At 67.0% G+C, this 20,931-nt stretch carries 20 protein-coding genes; 4 read left to right on the forward strand and 16 right to left on the reverse strand.

Translation table 11 applies throughout. The features are described from left to right. Positions 1-32: 32 nt before the first annotated feature. From HEQ16_12670 to HEQ16_12680, 3 genes are read right to left on the reverse strand one after another with little or no spacing between them, the layout of a single operon-like run. The gene (locus HEQ16_12670; protein MCO4054877.1) at positions 33-815 is read right to left on the reverse strand and encodes an ABC transporter ATP-binding protein; all 783 of its coding nucleotides are present in this window, start codon (positions 813-815) and stop codon (positions 33-35) included. Positions 816-823: 8 nt separating this feature from the next. After that, entirely contained in the window at positions 824-1,666 is an 843-nt protein-coding gene (locus tag HEQ16_12675) for an ABC transporter permease (GenBank protein ID MCO4054878.1), read from the reverse strand. A 20-nt stretch (positions 1,667-1,686) separates the two neighbouring features. Further along, positions 1,687-2,682, reverse strand: a complete 996-nt coding sequence (locus HEQ16_12680) for an aliphatic sulfonate ABC transporter substrate-binding protein (protein ID MCO4054879.1) — start codon at positions 2,680-2,682, stop codon at positions 1,687-1,689. A 387-nt stretch (positions 2,683-3,069) separates the two neighbouring features. Between HEQ16_12680 and HEQ16_12685 the strand changes: the two genes are divergently transcribed. Then, entirely contained in the window at positions 3,070-5,826 is a 2,757-nt protein-coding gene (locus tag HEQ16_12685; GenBank protein MCO4054880.1) for a [protein-PII] uridylyltransferase, read from the forward strand. Between the two features lie 76 nt (positions 5,827-5,902). Continuing rightward, positions 5,903-6,532, forward strand: coding sequence for a nucleotide exchange factor GrpE (grpE, locus tag HEQ16_12690; protein ID MCO4054881.1), 630 nt, complete (start codon positions 5,903-5,905; stop codon positions 6,530-6,532). 286 nt (positions 6,533-6,818) lie between these two features. Here grpE and dapE read toward each other — a convergent pair whose 3' ends face one another. Next, complete coding sequence (dapE, locus tag HEQ16_12695; protein MCO4054882.1) at positions 6,819-7,994, reverse strand: succinyl-diaminopimelate desuccinylase; 1,176 nt, start codon at positions 7,992-7,994, stop codon at positions 6,819-6,821. Beyond that, the gene (gene dapD / locus HEQ16_12700; protein MCO4054883.1) at positions 7,994-8,872 is read right to left on the reverse strand and encodes a 2,3,4,5-tetrahydropyridine-2,6-dicarboxylate N-succinyltransferase; all 879 of its coding nucleotides are present in this window, start codon (positions 8,870-8,872) and stop codon (positions 7,994-7,996) included. The genes dapE and dapD overlap by 1 nt, the downstream gene beginning before the upstream one ends. Positions 8,873-9,101: 229 nt before the next feature. Between dapD and HEQ16_12705 the strand changes: the two genes are divergently transcribed. Further along, positions 9,102-9,917 (forward strand): GGDEF domain-containing protein, encoded by an 816-nt coding sequence (locus HEQ16_12705; protein MCO4054884.1) that lies wholly within the window; start codon positions 9,102-9,104, stop codon positions 9,915-9,917. A 9-nt stretch (positions 9,918-9,926) separates the two neighbouring features. Here the strand turns inward: HEQ16_12705 and HEQ16_12710 are convergent, their stop codons facing one another. The 4 genes from HEQ16_12710 to purD form a co-directional block, all read right to left on the reverse strand. Then, positions 9,927-10,646: a pyrimidine 5'-nucleotidase gene (locus HEQ16_12710; GenBank protein MCO4054885.1), complete on the reverse strand. Its 720-nt coding sequence runs from the start codon at positions 10,644-10,646 to the stop codon at positions 9,927-9,929. Positions 10,647-10,700: 54 nt separating this feature from the next. Continuing rightward, positions 10,701-11,579: a patatin-like phospholipase family protein gene (locus HEQ16_12715; protein MCO4054886.1), complete on the reverse strand. Its 879-nt coding sequence runs from the start codon at positions 11,577-11,579 to the stop codon at positions 10,701-10,703. After that, positions 11,579-12,475 (reverse strand): alpha/beta hydrolase, encoded by an 897-nt coding sequence (locus HEQ16_12720; protein ID MCO4054887.1) that lies wholly within the window; start codon positions 12,473-12,475, stop codon positions 11,579-11,581. Before HEQ16_12720 ends, HEQ16_12715 begins: the two co-directional genes overlap by 1 nt. Positions 12,476-12,569: 94 nt before the next feature. Further along, entirely contained in the window at positions 12,570-13,844 is a 1,275-nt protein-coding gene (purD, locus tag HEQ16_12725; protein MCO4054888.1) for a phosphoribosylamine--glycine ligase, read from the reverse strand. A 93-nt stretch (positions 13,845-13,937) separates the two neighbouring features. Between purD and HEQ16_12730 the strand changes: the two genes are divergently transcribed. After that, entirely contained in the window at positions 13,938-15,452 is a 1,515-nt protein-coding gene (locus HEQ16_12730; GenBank protein MCO4054889.1) for an exodeoxyribonuclease VII large subunit, read from the forward strand. An 18-nt stretch (positions 15,453-15,470) separates the two neighbouring features. Here the strand turns inward: HEQ16_12730 and argB are convergent, their stop codons facing one another. The 7 genes from argB to rpmH form a co-directional block, all read right to left on the reverse strand. Next, complete coding sequence (gene argB / locus HEQ16_12735) at positions 15,471-16,367, reverse strand: acetylglutamate kinase (protein ID MCO4054890.1); 897 nt, start codon at positions 16,365-16,367, stop codon at positions 15,471-15,473. A gap of 89 nt (positions 16,368-16,456) precedes the next feature. Then, positions 16,457-16,831 (reverse strand): DUF423 domain-containing protein, encoded by a 375-nt coding sequence (locus tag HEQ16_12740; GenBank protein ID MCO4054891.1) that lies wholly within the window; start codon positions 16,829-16,831, stop codon positions 16,457-16,459. A gap of 63 nt (positions 16,832-16,894) precedes the next feature. Continuing rightward, complete coding sequence (locus tag HEQ16_12745; GenBank protein ID MCO4054892.1) at positions 16,895-17,539, reverse strand: YihA family ribosome biogenesis GTP-binding protein; 645 nt, start codon at positions 17,537-17,539, stop codon at positions 16,895-16,897. Positions 17,540-17,548: 9 nt separating this feature from the next. Next, positions 17,549-18,181, reverse strand: coding sequence for a CatB-related O-acetyltransferase (locus HEQ16_12750; protein MCO4054893.1), 633 nt, complete (start codon positions 18,179-18,181; stop codon positions 17,549-17,551). A gap of 258 nt (positions 18,182-18,439) precedes the next feature. Continuing rightward, a complete protein-coding gene (yidC, locus tag HEQ16_12755; GenBank protein ID MCO4054894.1) occupies positions 18,440-20,272 on the reverse strand; it encodes a membrane protein insertase YidC in 1,833 nt (610 codons plus the stop codon). After that, entirely contained in the window at positions 20,272-20,700 is a 429-nt protein-coding gene (gene rnpA, locus HEQ16_12760; GenBank protein MCO4054895.1) for a ribonuclease P protein component, read from the reverse strand. The genes yidC and rnpA overlap by 1 nt, the downstream gene beginning before the upstream one ends. Before the next feature lie 60 nt (positions 20,701-20,760). Next, a complete protein-coding gene (gene rpmH / locus HEQ16_12765) occupies positions 20,761-20,895 on the reverse strand; it encodes a 50S ribosomal protein L34 (protein ID MCO4054896.1) in 135 nt (44 codons plus the stop codon). Positions 20,896-20,931: the final 36 nt, after the last annotated feature.

A 20,931-nucleotide genomic window follows, 5' to 3' on the forward strand; every position in this document is an offset into this window, starting at 1 on the left:
CGCGCCCGAGGCCAGTGCCTCAGGCGGACGGCTCACCACCACGCGGCATCGCCGGCTGCCGCGCGGATGCGCGGCGTCGCCTGCGGCTTCAGCGAGGTGTCCAGCGATGTCAGCACCTGCCGGCTCAGGGTCTCGAACCCGCTTCCGAGCCGGGCGCGCGGCCTTGCCAGCGTGTTGGCGAACTCCTCGAAGATCCGGCCCGGATTAGGCTGCATCACCAGGATGCGGTCGGCCAGCGAAACGGCCTCCTCGACATCATGGGTGACCATCAGCACGGTCGGACGGCTTTCATCCCAGAGTGACAGAAGATGCCGGTGCAGCGTCTGCCGCGTCGTGGGGTCCAGCGCAGAGAAAGGCTCATCCATGATCAGCAGGCGCGGCCGCGTCACCAACGCCCGCGCGATCGCCGCGCGCTGCTGCTGCCCGCCGGAAAGCTCCCGCGGCCAGCGCTTCGCATGCTCACCAAGGCCAACCCGCGCCAGCGCATTGGCCACAAGGCCTTCACGCTCGAACGCGGTGAGGTGCGACAGCCCGAAGCCTGCATTCTCCTCGATGCTGAGCCAGGGAAACAGGCGCGGCTCCTGGAATATGACGCCGACATCGGCGGAGGGCCCGTCGATCACGGCATCATCGAGCCTGATCTGGCCCTGGCTGGCGTGGTCGAGCCCGGCGATGAGGCGCAGCAAGGTCGTCTTGCCGCAACCGGATCCGCCGACGAGGGCCACGATCTCGCCTGCGGCTACGGTGAGGTCGAGGTCCTGGAGCGCAACCTTGCCGTCGGCGTAGGTCTTTGACAGATGGTCAATGCGAAGCATGGCGGTTTTCACAATCTGGCCCGGCCGACATCCTGCCAGACCAGCAGGGGGCGCGAGGCGATGACAAGGATGCCGTCGGCAATCTTGCCGAGGACGGCGAAGGCGATGATGGCGGCCAGGATCCGGTCGGGGCGGCCAAGCTGCTGACCATCGACGAGGAGGTAGCCAAGGCCCTCGCTGGCGCCCATGAACTCGGCCGCGACGACGAACATGAAGCCAAGGCCCAGGCCCGTGCGCAGCGCCGTGATCCAGGCAGGCAGGATCGCCGGCAGCGTCACCCGGCGGATCATGCCCAAGCGCGACAGCCGGAACACCCGCCCCACCTCGATGATCTTGCGATCCACGCCGGCAAGGGCTGCGGCAACGCCGAGATAGACCGGGAAGAACACGCCCACGGCGATCAGCGCCACCTTTGAGGCCTCGAAGATGCCGAGCCACAGGATGAAGAGCGGCACCCACGCGATGGAGGGGATGGCCCTCAGCGCCTGCAGGGTCGGGTCCATGATGCGGCGCACCGCCTCGTTGGCGCCGGACGCCGCGCCAAGGATGGTCCCGACGGCCGCGCCGAGCCCGAAACCTGCCGCCACGCGCCAGAGCGTCGCGGCGGCATGTTCCGCCAGCTCGCCCGACTGGGCGAGATCCCGGAGTGTGGCGCCGATGCGGGATGGCGGCGGCATGAGCCGCCCATTGGCCCATCCGGACCAGACGGACAGCTCCCAGAGCAGGCCGAGCGTCACCGGGAGCACGAAGCCGAGCATCCAGCCAAGGCTGCGCGCGCCGCTTCTCCATGACTGAGTGCGTGCGGCCTCGCCAGTGGCGGTGGCCGGCGCGTCCTTGACGGCGATGCTCATGGGCCGCGCAGCTCCGGCGTTCAGCGGGCTGCGGCGGTGAAGCGCCTGTCGAACAAGCCGTCGACCGCCGCCTTCACGTCGACGCTGGCGGGGAGGATGCCGACCTGCTTCAGCGCCTCGCCGGCCGCCACGATCGTGTCAACCTGCGCCTGGCCGACCGGGCCATGGGTGAGTTCGGTGCGCTCAAGCTGGCGCGCCACAACGGGCTCGGGAAGCTTCGTGAAGCTGACCAGCAGCTTGCGCAGCTCGGCCGGATTCTCGACAGACCACTGCCGGGCCTCCTCATACGCCTTGAGCACGGCGCGCACGAGGTCGGGATGCTTCTGTGCGAATTCCTCGCGCACGTTGAGGATGCCCCAGGTGTTGTCGGCAGCCTTGCGGTGGAAGATCACGGCCCCGCTCTCGATCTCGGCGGCGGCCATAAGCGGGTCAAGCCCTGCCCAGGCGTCGACATCGCCGCGCTCGAGCGCGAGCTTGCCGTCCTGATGCTGCAGCAGCACGAGCCGCACGTCCCGTTCCGTGAGCCTGGCTTCCGCGAGCGCGCGCACGAGGAAGATGTGCGGGTCCGTGCCGCGCGTCACGGCCACCCGCCGGCCCTTGAGATCGGCCACCCTGGTCACGCCGGTCCTGGGCGTGGTCACCAGCGCCGTCCATTCCGGGCGGGAGAACACATAGACCGAGCGGATCGGGTTGCCATTGACGCGGCCGATCAGGGCAGCCGCTCCCGCCGTCGAGCCGAAGTCGAGCGAACCGGCATTGAGGAACTCGAGCGCCTTGTTGGAGCCGGCCGACTGGATCCAGCGCACCGCGATGCCTTCGGCAGCCAGCGCCTTGTCGAGAATGCCGCGCTCCTTGAGCACGAGGCTGACGGGATTGTACGTGGCGAAGTCGACGCGAATTTCCTTCGGCGCCTGCGCCATTACGTTCGTTGAAACGAACGATACGGTGCCCAGCGCTACAGCAGTAAGCGCCAGACGAAGGAGACGGCGGCGAGAATGATGATGATTGGAGGACATGGTCTTTCCCTTTCGGTTCTGTTTCCGCAGGGGATGGCATGTCAGGGGCCATTTCAAAGCCTCATTCATGATCCCACCGCTTTAGCTGCACTTGTTTCGCGCCCGCAAGCTGCTGGCTCAAATCGGCGCGTGGTCGTTTGTTAAAGCGGACAATCCTGTTTGTCAAACAGGAAATGGCCGCGTTTCGACTTCTCCGCCGGCTGCAACCAGGCGTCAGCCGCATGCAAATGACCGGAAGTCGGCAGCGCGCCTCATGCGGCCCGCGTGCCGAGGCGGGTTTCGCATGGCGCTTCCGGTGCCTTTGTGGCATGGCCAGAGCCTCGCGGCTGTGCCGCATCCGGCGACAAGAACATGGCCAAACTGCCTCTTCCCGCGCTTGACCGTTTCATGGCGGAGCCTGTCGCCCTCGTCAGCGAGCTGGCGCAGGATGGCGACAAGGCTGCCTTCCGCGCCGCGCTCGCGGCCCGCCTGCGCGCGGTGCTGGACGCGGCGCGCGAGACGATGCGCGCCATGCTCTCGCGCCCCCGCTCGGGCATGGCCGCGGCGAGGCGCCTGTCCGCAGCCATGGACGCGGTGATGACCGCGCTCCATGCCGCGGCCACCAGCCATCTCTACAAGGCCGTCAACCCCTCGACCTCCGAGCGCATCGCCGTGGTGGCCGTGGGCGGTTATGGCCGGGGCACGCTGGCTGAGGGCTCCGACATCGACCTGCTGTTCCTGTTTCCGCACAAGCAGACGGGCTGGGGCGAGAGCGTGGTCGAGAGCATGCTTTACCCGCTCTGGGACCTCAAATTGAAGGTGGGACACTCCACACGCTCGATCGATGACTGCCTGCGCGAGGCGCGGGCCGACATGACGACCCGCACGGCGTTGCTCGAGGCCCGCTTCATCTGCGGCGACCGCGCGCTCTTCGATGAGTTCGCGCGCCGCTTCGATCACGATCTGGTGCGGGACACGGCGGCCGAGTTCGTCAACGCCAAGCTGGCCGAACGGGAAACGCGCGTCAGCAGGGCGGGCGCCTCCCGCTACAAGGTCGAGCCCAACGTCAAGGACGGCAAGGGCGGCCTGCGCGATCTCAACACGCTGTTCTGGATCGCCAAATACGCCTACCGGGTCCGCGACGCCAAGGATCTGGTCGCAGCAGGCCTGTTCACGGCGGAGGAGTTCGCGGTCTTTGAGCGGGCCGAGGATTTCCTGTGGCGCGTGCGCGGCCTCATGCACAGCATAACGGGTCGAGCCGAGGAGCGGCTGACATTCGATCTGCAAAGACCGGTCGCGGCCGAGTTCGGCTATGCCGAGCGCACCGGCCTGTCAGCCGTCGAGCGCTTCATGAAGGCCTATTTCCTCGTCGCCAAGGATGTGGGCGATCTCACCGCCATCGTCTGCGCAGCGCTGGAGGCCCGCCACCAGAAGCAGCGGCCCACCCTCCAGCGCATGCTCAGCGGCCTCGGAATCTCACGCCGCCGCAAGCTACCCTACGGCGGGACCGACTTCGCGCTCGAGAACGACCGTCTCACCACGGTGAACCTTCAGGTCCTCGAACACGATCCGGTCAATCTCATCCGCCTTTACGCCATCGCGGCGAAGCAGGACCTCGCCATCCACCCGGATGCGACCCATCTCGTCACGCGTTCGCTCAAGCTGATCACGCCGGCCCTCCGCGCCGACCGCGAGGCGAACCAGCTGTTCCTTGAAATCCTCACCTCCCGCCGCGCGCCGGAGACAGCGCTGCGGCGCATGAACGAGGCTGGCGTGCTGGGCCGCTTCGTCCCCGATTTCGGCCGTGTCGTGGCGATGATGCAGTTCAACATGTATCACCACTACACGGTCGACGAGCACCTGATCCGCTCCATCGGCATGCTGGCGGAGATCGAGGCCGGCAAGATGGAGGCCGAGCATCCGCTGGCCAACGCCATCTTCCCGACCATCACCAACAGGCGCGCTCTGTATGTCGCGCTGTTCCTGCATGACATCGCCAAGGGCCGCACCGAGGATCACTCCATCGCCGGCGCCGCCGTGGCGCGCCGCCTCTGCCCGCGGCTGGGGCTCACCGAGGCCGAGACCGAGACCGTCGCATGGCTCGTCACCTACCACCTCGAGATGTCCACCATCGCGCAAAGCCGCGATCTGGGCGACCCCAAGACGATCCAGAGCTTCGCCGCGATCGTGCAGACGCTGGAGCGGCTCAAGCTTCTGCTGGTGCTGACCGTGTGCGACATCAAGGCGGTGGGTCCAGGCGTCTGGAACGGCTGGAAGGGTGAGTTGCTGCGCTCGCTCTACTACGAAACGGAAGTGGTGTTGGCAGGTGGCCATTCCGCCATCGAGCGGAAGGAGCGCGTGGGCCGCGCCCAGCGCGCCCTGATGGCGGAATTGTCAGACTGGACCGACCTCGCGCGCGAGGCCTACATCGCGCGCCACTATCCGGCCTACTGGCTGAAGGTCGATCTGGCGCGCAAGGTGAAGCATGCCCGTTTCCTTGCCGGGGCCGAGCGCGATGGCCTCACCACCACGACCAGCGTCGAGACCGACGGCTTTCGCGGCGTGACCGAATTGACCATCCTCGCGCCAGACCATCCGCGCCTGCTCGCCATCATCACGGGGGCTTGCGCGGCGGCGGGCGGCAACATCGTCGACGCGCAGATCTTCACGACCACCGACGGGCTCGCCCTCGACACCATCTTCGTCTCGCGAGCCTTCGATCTCGACGAGGACGAGATGCGCCGCGGCGAACGCATCGCCCTCGCCATTGAGCGCGCGCTGAAGGGCGAGATCAGGATCGCCGACCTCGTGGCCCAGCGCCGGGCGCCGCCGCCGCGCGGAGCCACCTTCACGGTCGCGCCCGAGGTGATCGTGGACAATGCCCTGTCCACGCGGCACACCGTGCTGCAGGTGTCGGGGCTCGACCGGCCGGGCCTGCTTTACGACCTCACAACCGCGATCGGCAAACTGAACCTCAACATCGCATCGGCCCATATCGCGACCTTCGGCGAGAAGGCGGTCGACGTGTTCTATGTAGCGGACCTCACCAACGCCAAGGTTCTCTCGCCGCAGCGCCAGGCGACCATCCGGCGCAGCCTGCTTGAGGTCTTCGGCGCACCGGCTGTATTGCCCGAGTCGCGCGCGGAGCTGGCGGCGCGCGCTTGATTTTCGGCCACCAAGCCACGATATCGCGAGCAATCCCCTTCGATCCCGTGATGATTCAGCTGAGAGCGGCACACAGATGAGCGATCCCATGTCCCACAAGCCCGCGTCCCACAAGCCCGCCCCCGAAACCGCAACTCCCGCCGATGAGGCCGATGCGCCGGCTGCCGATCCCCTGGTCACGCTTGAAGCAGAGAAGGCGGAGCTCAAGGACAAGCTGCTGCGCACGCTCGCAGACATGGAGAATCTGCGTCGCCGGACCGAGCGCGATGTCGCGGACGCCAAGGCCTATGCCGTGACCGGCTTCGCCCGCGATCTGCTGGGAGTTGCAGACAATCTGCGCCGCGCGCTCGAAAGCCTCGGGCCCGAAGCGCAGGCAGCCCTCGACCCCGCCATGAAGGCCATGGTCGAAGGCATCGAACTGACCGAACGCGAGCTGATCAAGACGCTTGAAAAGCACAATGTGAAGAAGCTCGACCCGCTAGGGCAGAAGTTCGATCCCAACCTGCATCAGGCCATGTTCGAGGCGCCGGACCCGACCCACCCCAAGGGCCATGTCGTGGCCGTGGTGCAGTCCGGCTACGCCATAAGCGGCCGCGTGCTGCGCCCTGCCCTGGTGGGCGTGTCCTCGGGCACCCCGAAGGCCAGGGCTGCGCCCGGCGGCGCAGACGAGGCCGGCGCTGCGCCTGGCTCCCAATCCGGAGCCTGAGGCCAGCCACAATCGGCGCCGGCGCGGCGGCCCTGCTCCAGCTTGCTGGAGGGTTGCGCCGCGCGGGCACGAAAACGGCGTGCAGATTTGCATTCTGGACATGAACGCCAGCGGGTAAGCTGCGTTGTCGGCCCGTTGCGCGCGAAGCGACATGTCATCGCCAGACAGGACAGGAGACCGACATGGCGAAATCGCAGAACAGTTCGTGTCAGGGCCGGGTCAAGCAGAACCGCTGATTGCAGTCCGCCGCCAGCCTGCGGACTGGCGGCGTTTCTTCACGAGGCCGTCACTGTCGGCCGAAATACTGCCCGAGCACCCGCCGGGTGATGCGGCACACGCCCTCGATATCGGCTGTCGCCACGCTCTCATTCACCTGGTGCATGGTCTTGCCGACTGTCCCGAACTCGATGACCGGGCAATAATCCTTGATGAAGCGCGCATCGGAGGTGCCCCCCGTGGTCGAAAGCTTGGGCGTGAGCCCGGTTTCGAGGCGCACGGCCTCCGACACCATCGCCACGAAAGGTCCGGGCTCGGTCAGGAAGGAGACGGCATTGGTCTTGGCGAAGCTCGCTCCATAGCGGCTCCTGATGTTGGCGCTGTCCAGCCGGCGGCGCATCTCGGCCTCAAGCGTCTCGGGCGTCCACACATCGTTGAAGCGCACGTTTATCACCGCCCTCGCCTCGTTGGGCACCACGTTTGCGGCGGGGTTTCCGACATCGAGCGTGGTGAATTCCAGCGTGGACGGGCCGAAATAGGCCGTGCCGGCATCGAGCGGCGCGGCATCGAGGGCGGCCAGTAGCTTGACCATGTCACGGATCGGATTGATCGTGTGTTCGGGATAGGCGACGTGGCCTTGCCGGCCTGTCACGCTCAGCCGGCAGGTCAGCGAGCCACGCCGGCCGATCTTCATCATCTCGCCCAGCCGCTCGGGATTGGTCGGCTCGCCCAGCATGCAGTGGTCGAAGCGCTCGCCGCGGGCATGCGCCCATTCCAGCAGCTTCACCGTGCCGTTGACGGCGGGGCCCTCCTCGTCGCCCGTCACCAGCAAGGCGATCGAGCCGGGAAAATCCGGGTTCTCGCGTACGAAGCGGATCGCCGCCGCCGTCATGCCGGCAAGCCCTCCCTTCATGTCGCAGGCCCCGCGGCCATGCAGCACCCCGTCGACGATGGCGCCGGAGAACGGATCATGCGCCCAGCCGGCGCCATCGCCGGGCGGCACCACGTCGGTATGGCCGGCGATCACGAAAACCGGCGCCTGGCTCCCGTAGCGCGCGTAAAGGTTATGCACGTCCGGAAAACCGGGCTCGCTGAACACGGGACGGTGGACGGTGAAGCCCGCCGCAGCGAGTTCCGTCGCCAGCAGGGCGAGCGCGCCGCCCTCTTCGGGCGTCACCGACGGGCATCGCACAAGGGCCTGCGCCAGCGCGACAGGGTCCTCCCCCACGAGTTGGGCGAGCCTCATCAGTCGCGCAGCAGGTCGTTGATCGCGGTCTTGGACCGCGTCTGGGCGTCGACTGTCTTGACGATCACGGCGCAATACAGCGACGGCCCTGGCGAGCCATCCGGCAGGGGCTTGCCCGGCAAGGAGCCGGACACCACCACCGAATAGGGCGGCACCTTGCCCACATGCACAACGCCGGTGCTGCGGTCGATGATCTTGGTGGATGCGGAGATGAACACCCCCATGGAGATGACCGAGCCCTCGCCGACGATCACGCCCTCGACCACTTCCGAGCGCGCGCCCACGAAGCAGTTATCCTCGATGATGGTCGGATTGGCCTGCAGCGGCTCGAGCACGCCGCCAATGCCGACGCCGCCCGAGAGATGCACGTTCTTGCCGATCTGCGCGCATGAGCCGACCGTGGCCCAGGTGTCGACCATCGTGCCCTCGTCGACGCGGGCGCCAACGTTGACGAAGGAGGGCATCAGCACGACGTTCTTGGCGATGAAGGCCGAACGGCGCACGACGGCGCCCGGAACCATGCGAAAGCCTGCTTCACGGAAACGGTCGGCGCCCCAGCCATGGGTCTTGGTCTGCACCTTGTCCCAGCCATAGACAGGGCTGTGGGGCGAGCCGGCATTGTCGGCATCGAAGGGCATCACAGCATTGTCGTTGAGCCGGAAGGAGAGCAGCACGGCCTTCTTCAGCCACTGGTGCGTCACCCATTCCCCGCCAACCTTCTCGGCGACGCGCAGCGCCCCGCTGTCGAGCATCGCGAGCGCGCTCTCCACCGCATCGCGCGCAGCGCCCCGGAACGCCGGGTTGATGCTGGCGCGGTCCTCCCATGCAGCTTCGATGGCGATGGCGAGGTCGTTCGGACCCGTGCTGTTCTGGCTCATGGCCTTCAGTCCTTGGGAAGATGGGAGGGCGGTCTTCGGATGGCGACGCACGAAAAGCCCATGCCAGCCTCCGCGTCAAGCGGCCCTGTCCCGCAGTCCTGGCCAGCGAGGGCACGGTGCCGGATTCAAATGACTAAAATTCGATGCAAATCCGCAAGCCGAAAAACATCAAAAAGGACCATAGTGCGAATCGGGGTGCCAAGGGACTGCGATGATATCACTACCGCCAGTGACGAAACGTAAGGATGCCTATCGCCTTACCGCCATCGTGGCGTCTGCCGCGATGCTGCTGGCGTTGATCCTTGTGACGACGCTCATCGAGGTGTTCGCTCCGCCTTCGCTCAGCGCCGAGGCCAGTTTGCGGCCGCTGGCCATGCTGTCCACGTCTATCGTCACGCTGGCGATCGCCATTCCGTGCGGGCTGATGTTCAGCCTCGAACTGTTGCGCACGCACAGCCTTGCGGAGACGGCCCGCCATATTGCCACCACCGACCAACTCACTGGCCTGCCGAACCGTAGCGCCGTTCTGGAACGCATCGGCAAGGCCATCGCCGAGTGCACCGCCGAGGGGCGCGTCGGCGCGCTGCTTTACATCGATCTCGACCACTTCAAGACGATCAACGACCACTACGGTCATTCGGGCGGCGACGCTGCGCTTCAGCGCGCCGCCTCCATCATGCGCGAGACGGTCACGCCCGAGATGATCCTGGGACGCATCGGCGGCGAGGAATTCGTCTGCTTCGCGCCTGATTCAGCTGCGGCGGCTGCGGCTGCCATGGCCATCATCGTGACGCTGCGCGCCACTTCGGTCGATCACCACGGCAGCGACATCGCCGTCACGGCCAGCATCGGCGTCGCCGTCATGGGCGACGCGATCACGCCCGAAGCGCTGCTGGCCAATGCGGACCGCGCGCTGTACCTCGCCAAATCCTCGGGACGGGACAGGATCGTTCACCACGAGGACATCAGGATCGTGGAGGACGCGGTGCTGAGGGGCCAGTTCACCCGCAAGTCCGCCGCCACAGCGATTTCGGAAGCCGCCTGACGGCTAACCTCAGCGCAGGCCCTTCAGGAAGCCCGTGAGATCGGTCGTCACGTGATGCACGTGTCCTGAGCCGATGGCCACCTGCTCCCAGGCATCGCGGAACGGATCAGGCGTTTTCGGCAGGATCAGCACCGTCCGCATCCCGACGGCATGAGGCACCACCAGGTTCTTCTCCATGTCCTCGAACATCGCCGCGCGCGAGGGCTCGACGGCATGCTCGTTGAAGAACCGCTCGAAGGCTTCCCGCTCGGGCTTGGGCTTGAGCCCGCCCTCCGTGATGCCGAACACGCCGTCGAAACGGTCGAGGATGCCAAGCTTGCCCGCGACATTCTCGGCATGTTTGCGGGTGCCGTTCGTGTAGATGAGCTTGCGGCCGGGCAGCGCCGCAATCGCGTCGCCAAGGCCCGGATCGGGATCGAGCAGCGAAAGGTCGATCTCATGGACGAAGTCGAGGAAGTCATCCGGGTGGATGTCATGCTCGTCCATCAGCCCCTTCAGCGTGGTGCCGTAGCGCTGGTAGAAGTATTTCTGCAGGGCGCGCGCTGACAACCCGTCCAGCCCGAACAGCTCCGACAGGAACAGCGTGATCCGGGCATCGACCTGCGGCCAGACCTGCGAACCGTGCGGGTAGAGCGTGTTGTCGAGGTCGAAGACCCAGGTATCGACGTGGGAAAAAGCCTCCCGCGCGGCGTTGCGGGCTTCGGAAAGCAGGGCGTGCGTCATGACCATCGGACCTGTTAACTGGGGAGCGCCGGGCTTGCCAGCAATGCCATGGCTGCCGATTCAGCCCAGAACGCGCTCGATGGCACGCTTGATCTCGTCCCGCATCGGCTCCGATGCCGCAAGAATCTCCTGCGCCTTGAAGAAGTTCAGCCCTGCGAAGGCGCCAACCGCCGGCCGCAGCAGCAGGTCGGGGGGGCGCCTCTCCACCATGCGCTGCACGAGCGCGCCCATCATGATCTGCGAAGCGCCGAACATGGCCTCGATCGGCTCGGGCACCGCAGCCTCGATGGCGCGCGCCCCTCCCGTGACATCGACCGCGATCACGAAGGCACCCTCTGCCTCGACATGGTTCCACGGCACGGGATTGGTCGCGCCGCCATCGATCAGCACGCGTCCGCCCAGCACCACGGGCCGCACCACGCCCGGCAGGGCCATCGATGCCCCGACCGCAGGCGTGAGCGCGCCGGTCGAGAGCGCCAGTTCCGTGCGCTGGTGAAAATCCGTCGCGATGGCCGTGAACGGGATCGACAGGCTCTCGAAGCGATCAGGCACAGCCTCGGGCCAGAACAGGTCAAGCAGGCGTTCGCCGTCGAGCAGCACCGGATTGCCCAGCCCTGACTTGCTGACAATCTGCGTCAGTCGCCCCACCCGTGCGCTGAGCAGCCTTGCCAGCACCACCGGCCGCCGCCTGAACGCGCTGAGGATGAAGGCGCGCAGATCCCGCCCGGAAAGCCCCGCGGCATAGGCCGCGCCGACCACCGCTCCCATGGATGAGCCGGCGATGGCGGAGGGCCGCAGGCCCAGCTCGTCAAGCGCCTCGAGCACCACGATGTGGGCAAGGCCCCGCGCGCCGCCCGCGCCCAGCGCGAGGCGAACCGAGCCGGGCGGCGCAATCGCCGCCACGCCCGCATTGCCCGCCAAGCCGCCTGGCGGCGCCATCAGCTGAGGAAGCCCTGCACCGCCGCAAGCGTGCCGGCCGGATCCTCCTCGGCCACGAAATGCCCTCCATCGACCTGCACGCCTATGGCCTGCGGCGCGAAAGAGCCGCGCCATGCGGCCAGCGTGTCGACATCCTTGCCGGTGAGATAGAAATCCCCCCATACAAGCAGGGTCGGGCAGGCGATGGTGCGCCCGGCCGCCTGGTCGGCCTCGTCGGCCGCGAGGTCAATCGTGGCGCCGGCGCGATAATCCTCGCACATGGCATGGATGCGCGTCGGGTCGTTGAAGCTGGCGCGATAGCTGGCCAGCGCGCGCGGCGAAAAGGCGTCCAGCGTGCCCGCCTTGGTCCATTTGGCCAGCAGTCCCTCAAAATAGGCGTCCGGATCAGCGGCGATCTCGGTTTCCGGCCCGGGCTTCCGGCCGGCGAGAAAGGTCCAGTGCGCGCCCGGCGCCTCACCGGCCCTGATGCGCTGCCAGACCAGCCATGTCGGCAGGATGTCGAGGAGCGCGAGCCGGGTCAGCCGCCCGGGATGGTCCAGCGCGAGGCGATAGCCCACCCGCGCTCCGCGATCGTGACCGACAAGGGCGAAGTTGACATGGCCAAGCTGCTCCATCACCGCCACCACATCCTTGCCCATCTCGCGCTTGGCGTAGCGCTCGCCGCCCGTGCTCGGCGGCGCGGATGACCAGCCATAGCCGCGCAGGTCGAGGCACACCACGCGGTGCGTCCTGGCGAGTTCGGGCGCGATGCGGTGCCAGAGCGCATGGGTCTGCGGAAAGCCATGCACCAGCACGACGGGCGGCCCCTCCCCGCCCACGCGGGCGAAGATGCGACCTTCCTCGCCATCGAGCCAATGGGCCTCGAATCCGGGAAAGAGCGAGGAGGTATCGATCATGATGGCCCCGGCGGCTGGGAATGGACGGCTTGATGGCGCGTTCCGAATGTGGGCCGCGCGCCTGGCAGGTTCAAGGCGAGACCCTGCGGGCGCCTCAACTCGTGGGCCCCGGCGCCCTCCAGCCGATGTCGCGTCGGCAGAAGCCGTCGGGCCAGTCGATCAGATCGACGGCGGCGTAGGCCCTTGCCCGTGCGTCCGCCACGCTGGCGCCGATTCCGACCAGATTGAGCACGCGCCCGCCGGCGGCGACGAGGGCGCCATCCTGCTCGGCTGTTCCGGCATGGAAGACAAGGACGTCATCGAGCCCCGCGGCAGCCTCGACCCCGCGGATCGTCCCGCCCTTCTTCGGGGTGGAAGGATAACCACTGGCGCACATCACCACGGTGAGTGCGGCATGATCCCACCAGTGGATGGGCATCTTCGCCAGAGCACCGTCGCAGGCCGCCAGCATCAGCTCGACCAGATCGCTCTTGAGGCGCGGCATCAGCACCTCGCATTCGGGGTCGCCGAAGCGCGTATTGTACTCGATCAGCCTGGGACCCTCGCCGGTGATCATCAGCCCGGCGAAGAGCACCCCTGTGAAGGGCGTGCCGCGGGCCGCCATGGTGCGCATCGTCGGCTCGATGATCTCGCGCATGACGCGCGCTTCCATGTCAGGCGTGATGACCGGCGCCGGCGAATAGGCCCCCATGCCGCCGGTGTTGGGGCCTGTGTCGCCCTCCCCGACTCGCTTGTGGTCCTGGGCTGACGCCAGGGCCAGCGCGCTCTTGCCATCGCACAGGGCGAAGAAGCTCGCTTCCTCCCCGATCATGCATTCTTCCAGCAACACCTCCGCTCCCGCGGCGCCAAGCCCGCCCGAGAACATCATCTCCAGCGCATCCTCCGCTTCTTCCAGCGTCTGCGCGACCACCACGCCCTTGCCGGCCGCAAGGCCATCGGCCTTCACCACGATCGGCGCGCCATGCGCATAAAGGTGAGCGAGCGCCGGCCCCAGCTCCGTGAACCGCGCGAAGTCGGCTGTGGGGATGCCGGCCTCCCGGCATAGCTCTTTCGTGAAGGCCTTGGAGCCCTCGAGGCGTGCCGCGACCCGGCCGGGCCCGAAGGCCCTGATGCCGGCGGCGATGAGATCATCCGCCAGCCCGGCCACGAGCGGCGCTTCCGGCCCGATCACAACAAGCCCGACATCATGGGTGAAGCAGAACTCGATCACGTCGTCATGGCGGCTGACATCCATCCCGACATTGGTGCCGTGCTGCGCCGTGCCCGGATTGCCCGGCGCGATGAACAGCATCTCGCACAGCCGCGAGGTGGCGATTTTCCAGGCCAGCGCATGTTCGCGGCCGCCGGAGCCGATCAGCAGGATGTTCATGCGGCGGCTTTAGCGCGACAGCGCCCTCCGGGCAACGCGCCTGAGCGCCAGTTGCCCCCTGCCATCGGGCCGCCAAACCTGCGAAGATGGGGCATGGATCCTGAATCGTCCCCCACGACCAATGCGCTCGAATGGAGCGTGTCCGATCTCTCCGGAGCGCTCAAGCGCACTGTTGAGGATCAGTTCGGCTTCGTGCGCGTGCGCGGCGAGATATCGGGCTATCGCGGCCCGTCGGCCTCCGGCCATGTCTATTTCTCCCTCAAGGACGAGAGCGCGCGCATTGATGCCGTGATCTGGAAGGGCGTGTTCGGCCGCCTCAAGACGAAGCCACAGGAGGGGCTCGAGGTCATCGCCACCGGCAAGGTGACCACCTTCCCTGGCAAGTCCTCCTACCAGATCATCATCGACGCCATCGAACCGGCCGGCCTCGGCGCGCTCATGGCGCTGCTGGAGGAGCGCCGCCGCAAGCTTGCGGCCGAAGGCCTGTTCGACGAGGCGCGCAAGCAGCTCATCCCTTACCTGCCCGAAGTGATCGGCGTCATCACCTCCCCCACCGGGGCCGTGATCCGCGACATCCTGCATCGCCTTGATGACCGGTTCCCGCGCCGCGTCCTGGTCTGGCCCGTGCGCGTGCAGGGCGAAACCAGCGGGGCGGAGGTCGCCGCCGCAATCCGCGGCTTCAACGCGCTGCGGCCCGGCGGCACGATTCCGCGCCCTGATGTCCTCATCGTGGCGCGCGGCGGCGGCTCGCTCGAAGATCTGATGAGCTTCAATGAAGAGGCAGTGGTGCGCGCCGCAGCAGCTTCGGACATCCCGCTCATCTCGGCGGTTGGGCACGAGACCGACTGGACCTTGATCGACCAGGCCGCCGATCTGCGCGCGCCCACGCCGACCGGGGCGGCCGAGAAGGTGGTGCCCGTGCGGGTCGATCTTCTCGCCGCGGTTGCGGGGCTGGAGCGCCGGCGACAGGCGGCCATGGCGCGGGCGATCGACCACAGGCGGCAGGGGCTTCGAGCCGCCGCGCGTGCCCTGCCGAGTCGCGACACGCTGCTCAACCTGCCGCGCCAGCGGCTCGATCTGGCGACGGCGCGCCTGCCTGCAGCGCTGCGGGCCAATGCCGGCGAGCATGAGCGCCGTCTGGCCAGCCTCTCGCGGCGCCTTCAGGCGGGCTCGCCCCAGATGCGGCTGGCCCTCGCGATCGGCGAAGTGAAGTCGCTGAATCAACGTCTCACATTCGCGCGCCAAACGATTCTCCGCGCAGAGGAAAAGCGCATCGCAGCCGAGCGGCAAGCGCTCGACCGGCTCGCGGACCGTGCGTCGCGCGCGCTGCGTGGGCTGCTCGATCGGCAAGCCTCCAGGCTGGGCGCAACAGTGCAGCTTTTCGAATCGATGAATTACAAGGCGGTGCTGCGTCGCGGCTATGCCATCGTGCGGAACGCCGACAGGGAATCACTGCGCAGCGTGGCTGGCGCCGCTGCGGGCGCGCTCCTCACCATCGAGCTTGCGGATGGCGAGTTCGCCGCCACGGTCAACGGAGCGCAGTCGCCACAGCCGCGAACTGCCGCACGGCCGAAGCCCGCCGCCCCCTTGCCCGGTCTGTTCGATTGAGGCTGCGGCCCGCTGCCCTCAGCGGCGGATGAGCGTGCCTGCGCCGCGATCGGTGAAGAGCTCGATCAGTACGGCATGGGGAACCTTGCCGTCGAGGATGACCACAGCCTCCACGCCCTTCTCCAGCGCGTAGATGCAGGTCTCGATCTTCGGGATCATGCCGCCGGTGATGGTGCCGTCCGCGATCAGGCGGCGGCAATCCTCGATGCTCAGTTCCTTGATGAGTTGCTTGTCCTTGTCGAGCACGCCCGGCACATCCGTCAGCAGCAACAGGCGCTTGGCGCCCAGGGCGCCCGCGATGGCGCCGGCGAAGGTGTCGGCGTTGACATTGTAGGTCTGTCCGTCAGAGCCCGCGCAGACCGGCGCCAGAACCGGGATCAGCTCGGCCTTGAGGACAGCATTCAGGACTTCCGTGTTGACGGTTTCCGGCTCGCCGACAAAGCCGAGATCCAGCACCTGCTCGATGCGCGAATCCGGGTCGACCACCGTGCGGTGCACCTTGCGGGCGGTGACCATGTTGCCGTCCTTGCCGCACAGTCCGATGGCCTTGCCGCCTTCACGGGTGATGTAGCCCACGATGTCCTTGTTGACCGAGCCGGCCAGCACCATCTCCACCACGTCCACAGTAGCGGCGTCGGTCACGCGCAGGCCCTGCTTGAACTCGCTGCGGATGTTGAGCTTTTCCAGCATCCGGGCGATCTGCGGCCCGCCGCCGTGGCAGACGACAGGCTTGAGGCCCGACTGCTCCAGAAGGACGACATCCTCTGCGAAGTCCTCGGCCGTGGCCGCGTCGCCCATCGCGTTGCCGCCATACTTGATGCAGACCACCTGCTGGTCATAGCGTTGCATATGCGGGAGCGCCTGCACCAGCAGGTCGGCTTGCAGGGACGGCGAGAGCTTCGACAGGTCGGTCATGGCGCGTGCTCCGGCGAGGCCGCCGACAGGCGGCGATGGGGCGGGTTCGGCCGGCTTCTAGCCGAAGGCGCAGCCCTGCGGAAGCCGCATCAGGCCCGGCGGCGCAGAAAAGGCGCGAGCGCCAGCCCCAGCCACGCCGCGATCATCATGACGCCGCCCAGCGGGCTCGCCATCGGAAAAAGCCGCTGGGCCACCAGTCCGCGCAGCGCCAGATCCGCGGAGAACAGCACCACCCCGAAGGCCAGCAGCGAGACCAGCCAGCTGGCCAGACGCTCCGGCAACAGGCCGCCGCTGCGCGCAGCCACCAGGGCGGTGATCGCGCCGGCATGAATCAGCAGCATCTGTGCGCCGATGGCCGCGCTGCCGCCGCCTGCGGCATGGGTCGCCGAGGCCCACAGGATGGTTCCGGCCGCGCCGAACAGTGCGGCGATGGCGAGATGGGCACGGCAGGCAAGCGCGATCATGGCGGCTTCAACTCCACAGGCGCCCGGACTCGCGCAAGGCACGGCGACGAGCGCGAAAAAGGATCAGGCTCCGCGCTCGGCGAGAAGCCGGGCGATGCTGGCGCGCAGTTCGGCGATGCCGTCGCCGTCGCGGCTCGATGTCAGCAGGATATCTGGATAGGCCGCAGGCCGGCGCTGGATCGCCGCGCTCGCCCGTTCGAGCAATCCGGGAATCTCGGATTTTTTCACCTCGTCGGCCTTGGTCAGCACGATCTGGTAGGACACCGCCGACTTGTCGAGCGTCTCCAGCACCTGCGTGTCGACCTCCTTGAATCCGTGACGCGCATCAATGAGGAGATAGACGCGCGCGAGGTTCTGCCGGCCGCGCAGGTAATCATGGATCAGCCTGGTCCAGGTCTCGACCTTCTGCTTGCCAACGGCGGCGAAGCCATAGCCGGGCATGTCCACCAGCGTGGCGCGGTCGCCGACGCGGAAGAAGTTGAGCTGTTGGGTGCGCCCCGGCGTATGCGAGGTTCGCGCGAGTGCCTTGCGGCCCGTCAGCGCGTTCACAAGGCTTGATTTGCCGACATTGGAGCGGCCGGCAAGCGCGAATTCGAGCCCGGTCATGGGCGGCAGCCCATCCACCTTGTCGGCCGCCCAGATGAACTGCCAGTCGCCAGCGAAGAGCTTGCGCCCCGCCTCCGTGAAATCCGCATTGTCCTGGGTCATGGGGCGCTCTTAACGCACCGCGCGCAGCGCGTCGATATCGCCGCCCGTGATCAATGCCACATGCGCCTGTATCGCCTCCACCGGCCAGTCCCACCAGCGGATCGTCAGCAAGGCATCGATCGTTGCATCATTGAAGCGCCGCCGCGTGATCCTTGCCGGGTTGCCGACGACAACCGCGTAGGGTGGCACGTCCCTGGCGACCACGGCATGCGCCCCGATGATCGCGCCGTCGCCAATACGCACGCCCGGCATGATCACCGCGTCGCGCCCGATCCAGACATCATTGCCGATGATGGTGTCGCCCCGGTTGGTCAGTCCGTCATCGGAGAAGGGCGGCTTGTCCGTGAAGCCCACCATGTTGAACGGATAGGTCGAGAAGCCGCCCATGGGATGGTTGGCGCCGTTCATGATGAACTGTGCGCCCTGCGCGATGGCCACGAACTTGCCGATCAGCAGCCGGTCGCCGAGGAAGTCGAAATGGTAGCGCACGCAACGGGCCTCGAAGTGTTCGGGCCCGCGCGAGTCGTCATAATATGTGAAGTCGCCCACCTCGATCAGAGGGCTTTTCACGATCGCCTTGAGGTAGCCGGTGCCCTTCCAGCCAGCGATGGGATGACGGATGGTGGGATCGGGCAAGGGCATGTCTGGCCTGCGGTGAGCGGTGAGGGATGCGCGCTGGGCCGCTAGCCGGCGCGTTGCGGTCGGCGCGGAGTTGTCACGTTGGCAAGGCCAATCCGCTCGCACGCCTGCTGCTCACCGGGGTAGACACCGTTTCGCCTGCCGTTCCGGCCCGGCCGTTCACCCGGCGCGATTCCCGGCCAGCGCAAAGCGCAGGGGAAAGACAACACGGCGGAAGGAAAACATCGCCGCGCCTGCGCCCCTGAACAAGTTGCCGTCAGCCTATTTCCCGCCTTCCGGCGCAGCCGGCTTCTTGCGGAACATGGCCATCAGATTGTCCCACAGTTCGATCTTCGTGCCGTGCTTCTTCATGATGTAGGCCTGTTGCAGGATCGACAGGAAGTTGTTCCAGGTCCAGTAGATCACGAGGCCGGCAGGGAACGAGCCGAGCAGGAAGGTGAAGAACACCGGCATCCAGGTGAACACCATCTTCTGCACCGGGTCCGTCGGCTCCGGGTTGAGCTTCATCTGGACGAACATCGTGATGCCCATCAGGATCGGCCACACGCCGATCAGCAGCATGGCGGGCACCGCAAAGGGCAGAAGCCCGAACAGGTTGAAGATCGAGGTCGGGTCAGGCGCGGCAAGGTCACGGATCCAGCCGAAGAACGGCGCGTGCCGCATTTCGATGGTGACGAACAGGACCTTGTAGAGCGCGAAGAACACCGGGATCTGGATCAGCACCGGCCAGCAACCGGCCAGCGGGTTGATCTTCTCCTTCTTGTAGAGCTCCATCAGCGCCTGCTGCTGCTTCATCTTGTCATCGGCGAAGCGCTCGCGGATGGCCAGCATCTCGGGCTGGACGGCCTTCATCTTGGCCATCGAGGCGTAGGACTTGTTGGCCAGCGGGAAGAAGATCAGCTTCACCAGCACGGTGACGAGCAGGATCGCGACGCCGAAATTGCCGAACATGCGAAAGAAGAAATCAATCGCGTAGAACATCGGCTTGGTGATGAAATAGAACCATCCCCAATCGATCATCAGGTCGAAGCGCTTGATGTTCTGGCTCTGCTCGTAGCCATCCACCGTCGCCACTTCCTTGGCGCCGGCGAAGAGCCGTGTCACGGCGCTGGCCGAGGCGCCGGGCTCGATGGTCATGCCCTGGCCAAGATAGTCGGCCTGGAAGGTCTTGTTGCCGCTCATGTTGACAGAGAAGCGGCCCTCGAAGGTGCGCGACTGGTCCGGGATGATCGCGGCGGCCCAGTACTTGTCTGTGATGCCGAGGAAGCCGGAGGTCGCGTCCTTCCAGACCTTGCCGCGCTGGGTGCCGCCGAGCACGGCTTCCTTCTCGACATGGTCGTAGGTGTATTCCTGCAGGCCCTTGTCGCCGATGACGCCGATCAGCCCCTCATGCAGCACGTAATAGCCCTGCGTGACAGGCTTTCCATGGCGGGCCACGAGGCCGTAGGGGAAAAGCGTGACGGGCGCGCCAAGGCTGTTCTGCACGCCGTCGGTCACCGTGAACATGGCGTTCGCGTCGACGGCGATCTGGCGGCGGAAGGTCAGGCCCTGACCATTATCCCAGCTGAGGTTGACCGGAGTTTCCGGCGTCAGCTTCGTCTGGTCGGCGGTCCACAGGGTCTGCGGTCCCGGCAGCGTGGCATTGACCCCCGCGCCAGCCGCCCAGCCGAAATCGGCGTAGTAGGCGTTCGGGCCGTTCTGCGGGGAGAACAGGATGATTTTGGGGCTCTTGGGGTCCACCGTCTCGCGGTAGCCCTTGAGCGAGACATCGTCGATGCGCCCGCCGAGCAGGGACAGCGAGCCGCTCAGGCGCGGCGTCTCGATGATGACGCGCGGCGCAGCCTGCAGCGCGCCTTCGCGGGTCGCCGCCTCCATGGCGCCGGCCGGAGCACCGCCGGGAGTCGCGCCGCCGGGCGTCGGCGTGACGGTCCCCACGCCCGGCGCGACGGAGCCGGGCTGGGCCTGCTGCACGGGCTGCGCGGCCCGGCGCTGCTGCTCCATCTGCGGCATTCCATAGAAGTAGTTCCAGCCCAGCAGAACCACGGCCGACAGCACGATGGCCAGCAGCAGGTTCTTGTTGTCTTCCCGGTTCATCATGACCGTTCTGTCTCTTGTTCGTCGCGACCGCGTGAAATGCCCGGGCCCGGCTCCGGACTGTCCGGTTGGTGTTTCCGCTGCGCCCGCGCCTTGGTCAAGGCGCCGCGCAGGCTGCGCACCAGTTCGTCAAAGGGTGCGGCCAGCGTTTCGGCACGCGCCACGGCAACCAAGTCGGCATGAGCCGTCCTTTCAGCGAAGGCCTCGCGCGCCGCGGCCCTGAGCCGCCGCCGGATCCGGTTGCGCTTCACGGCGTTGCCGCATTTGCGCGATGCGGTGAGCCCGAGGCGGATGCCGTCATCATCTGCGGCCCTGTCGAGCACCTGCACCGTCAGAACTGATGAACGAAAGCGGCGACCGTTGCCGGCCGCCGCCTGAAACTGAACCCGCCGGGTCAAGCGTGCAAGGCGGGGGGCGGACCTGCCCATGCAACCCTCCTTGTCGGCGCCGCTGCGGCACACGCCAGAACGGCGCGCGGCCTCAAAGCCTCACGCCGAAAGGCGCTTGCGGCCATGGGCGCGGCGTGCGGCCAGAACCTTGCGGCCGCCAACGGTAGCCATACGGGCGCGGAAGCCGTGGCGGCGCTTGCGAACGAGCTTGCTCGGCTGATATGTTCTCTTCACGGAAGGTCTCCGGCATCTGTCAGGAGCGCCTGTCGC

It is taken from the genome of Bosea sp. (in: a-proteobacteria), from assembly GCA_023910605.1.
GTDB lineage: Bacteria > Pseudomonadota > Alphaproteobacteria > Rhizobiales > Beijerinckiaceae > Allobosea.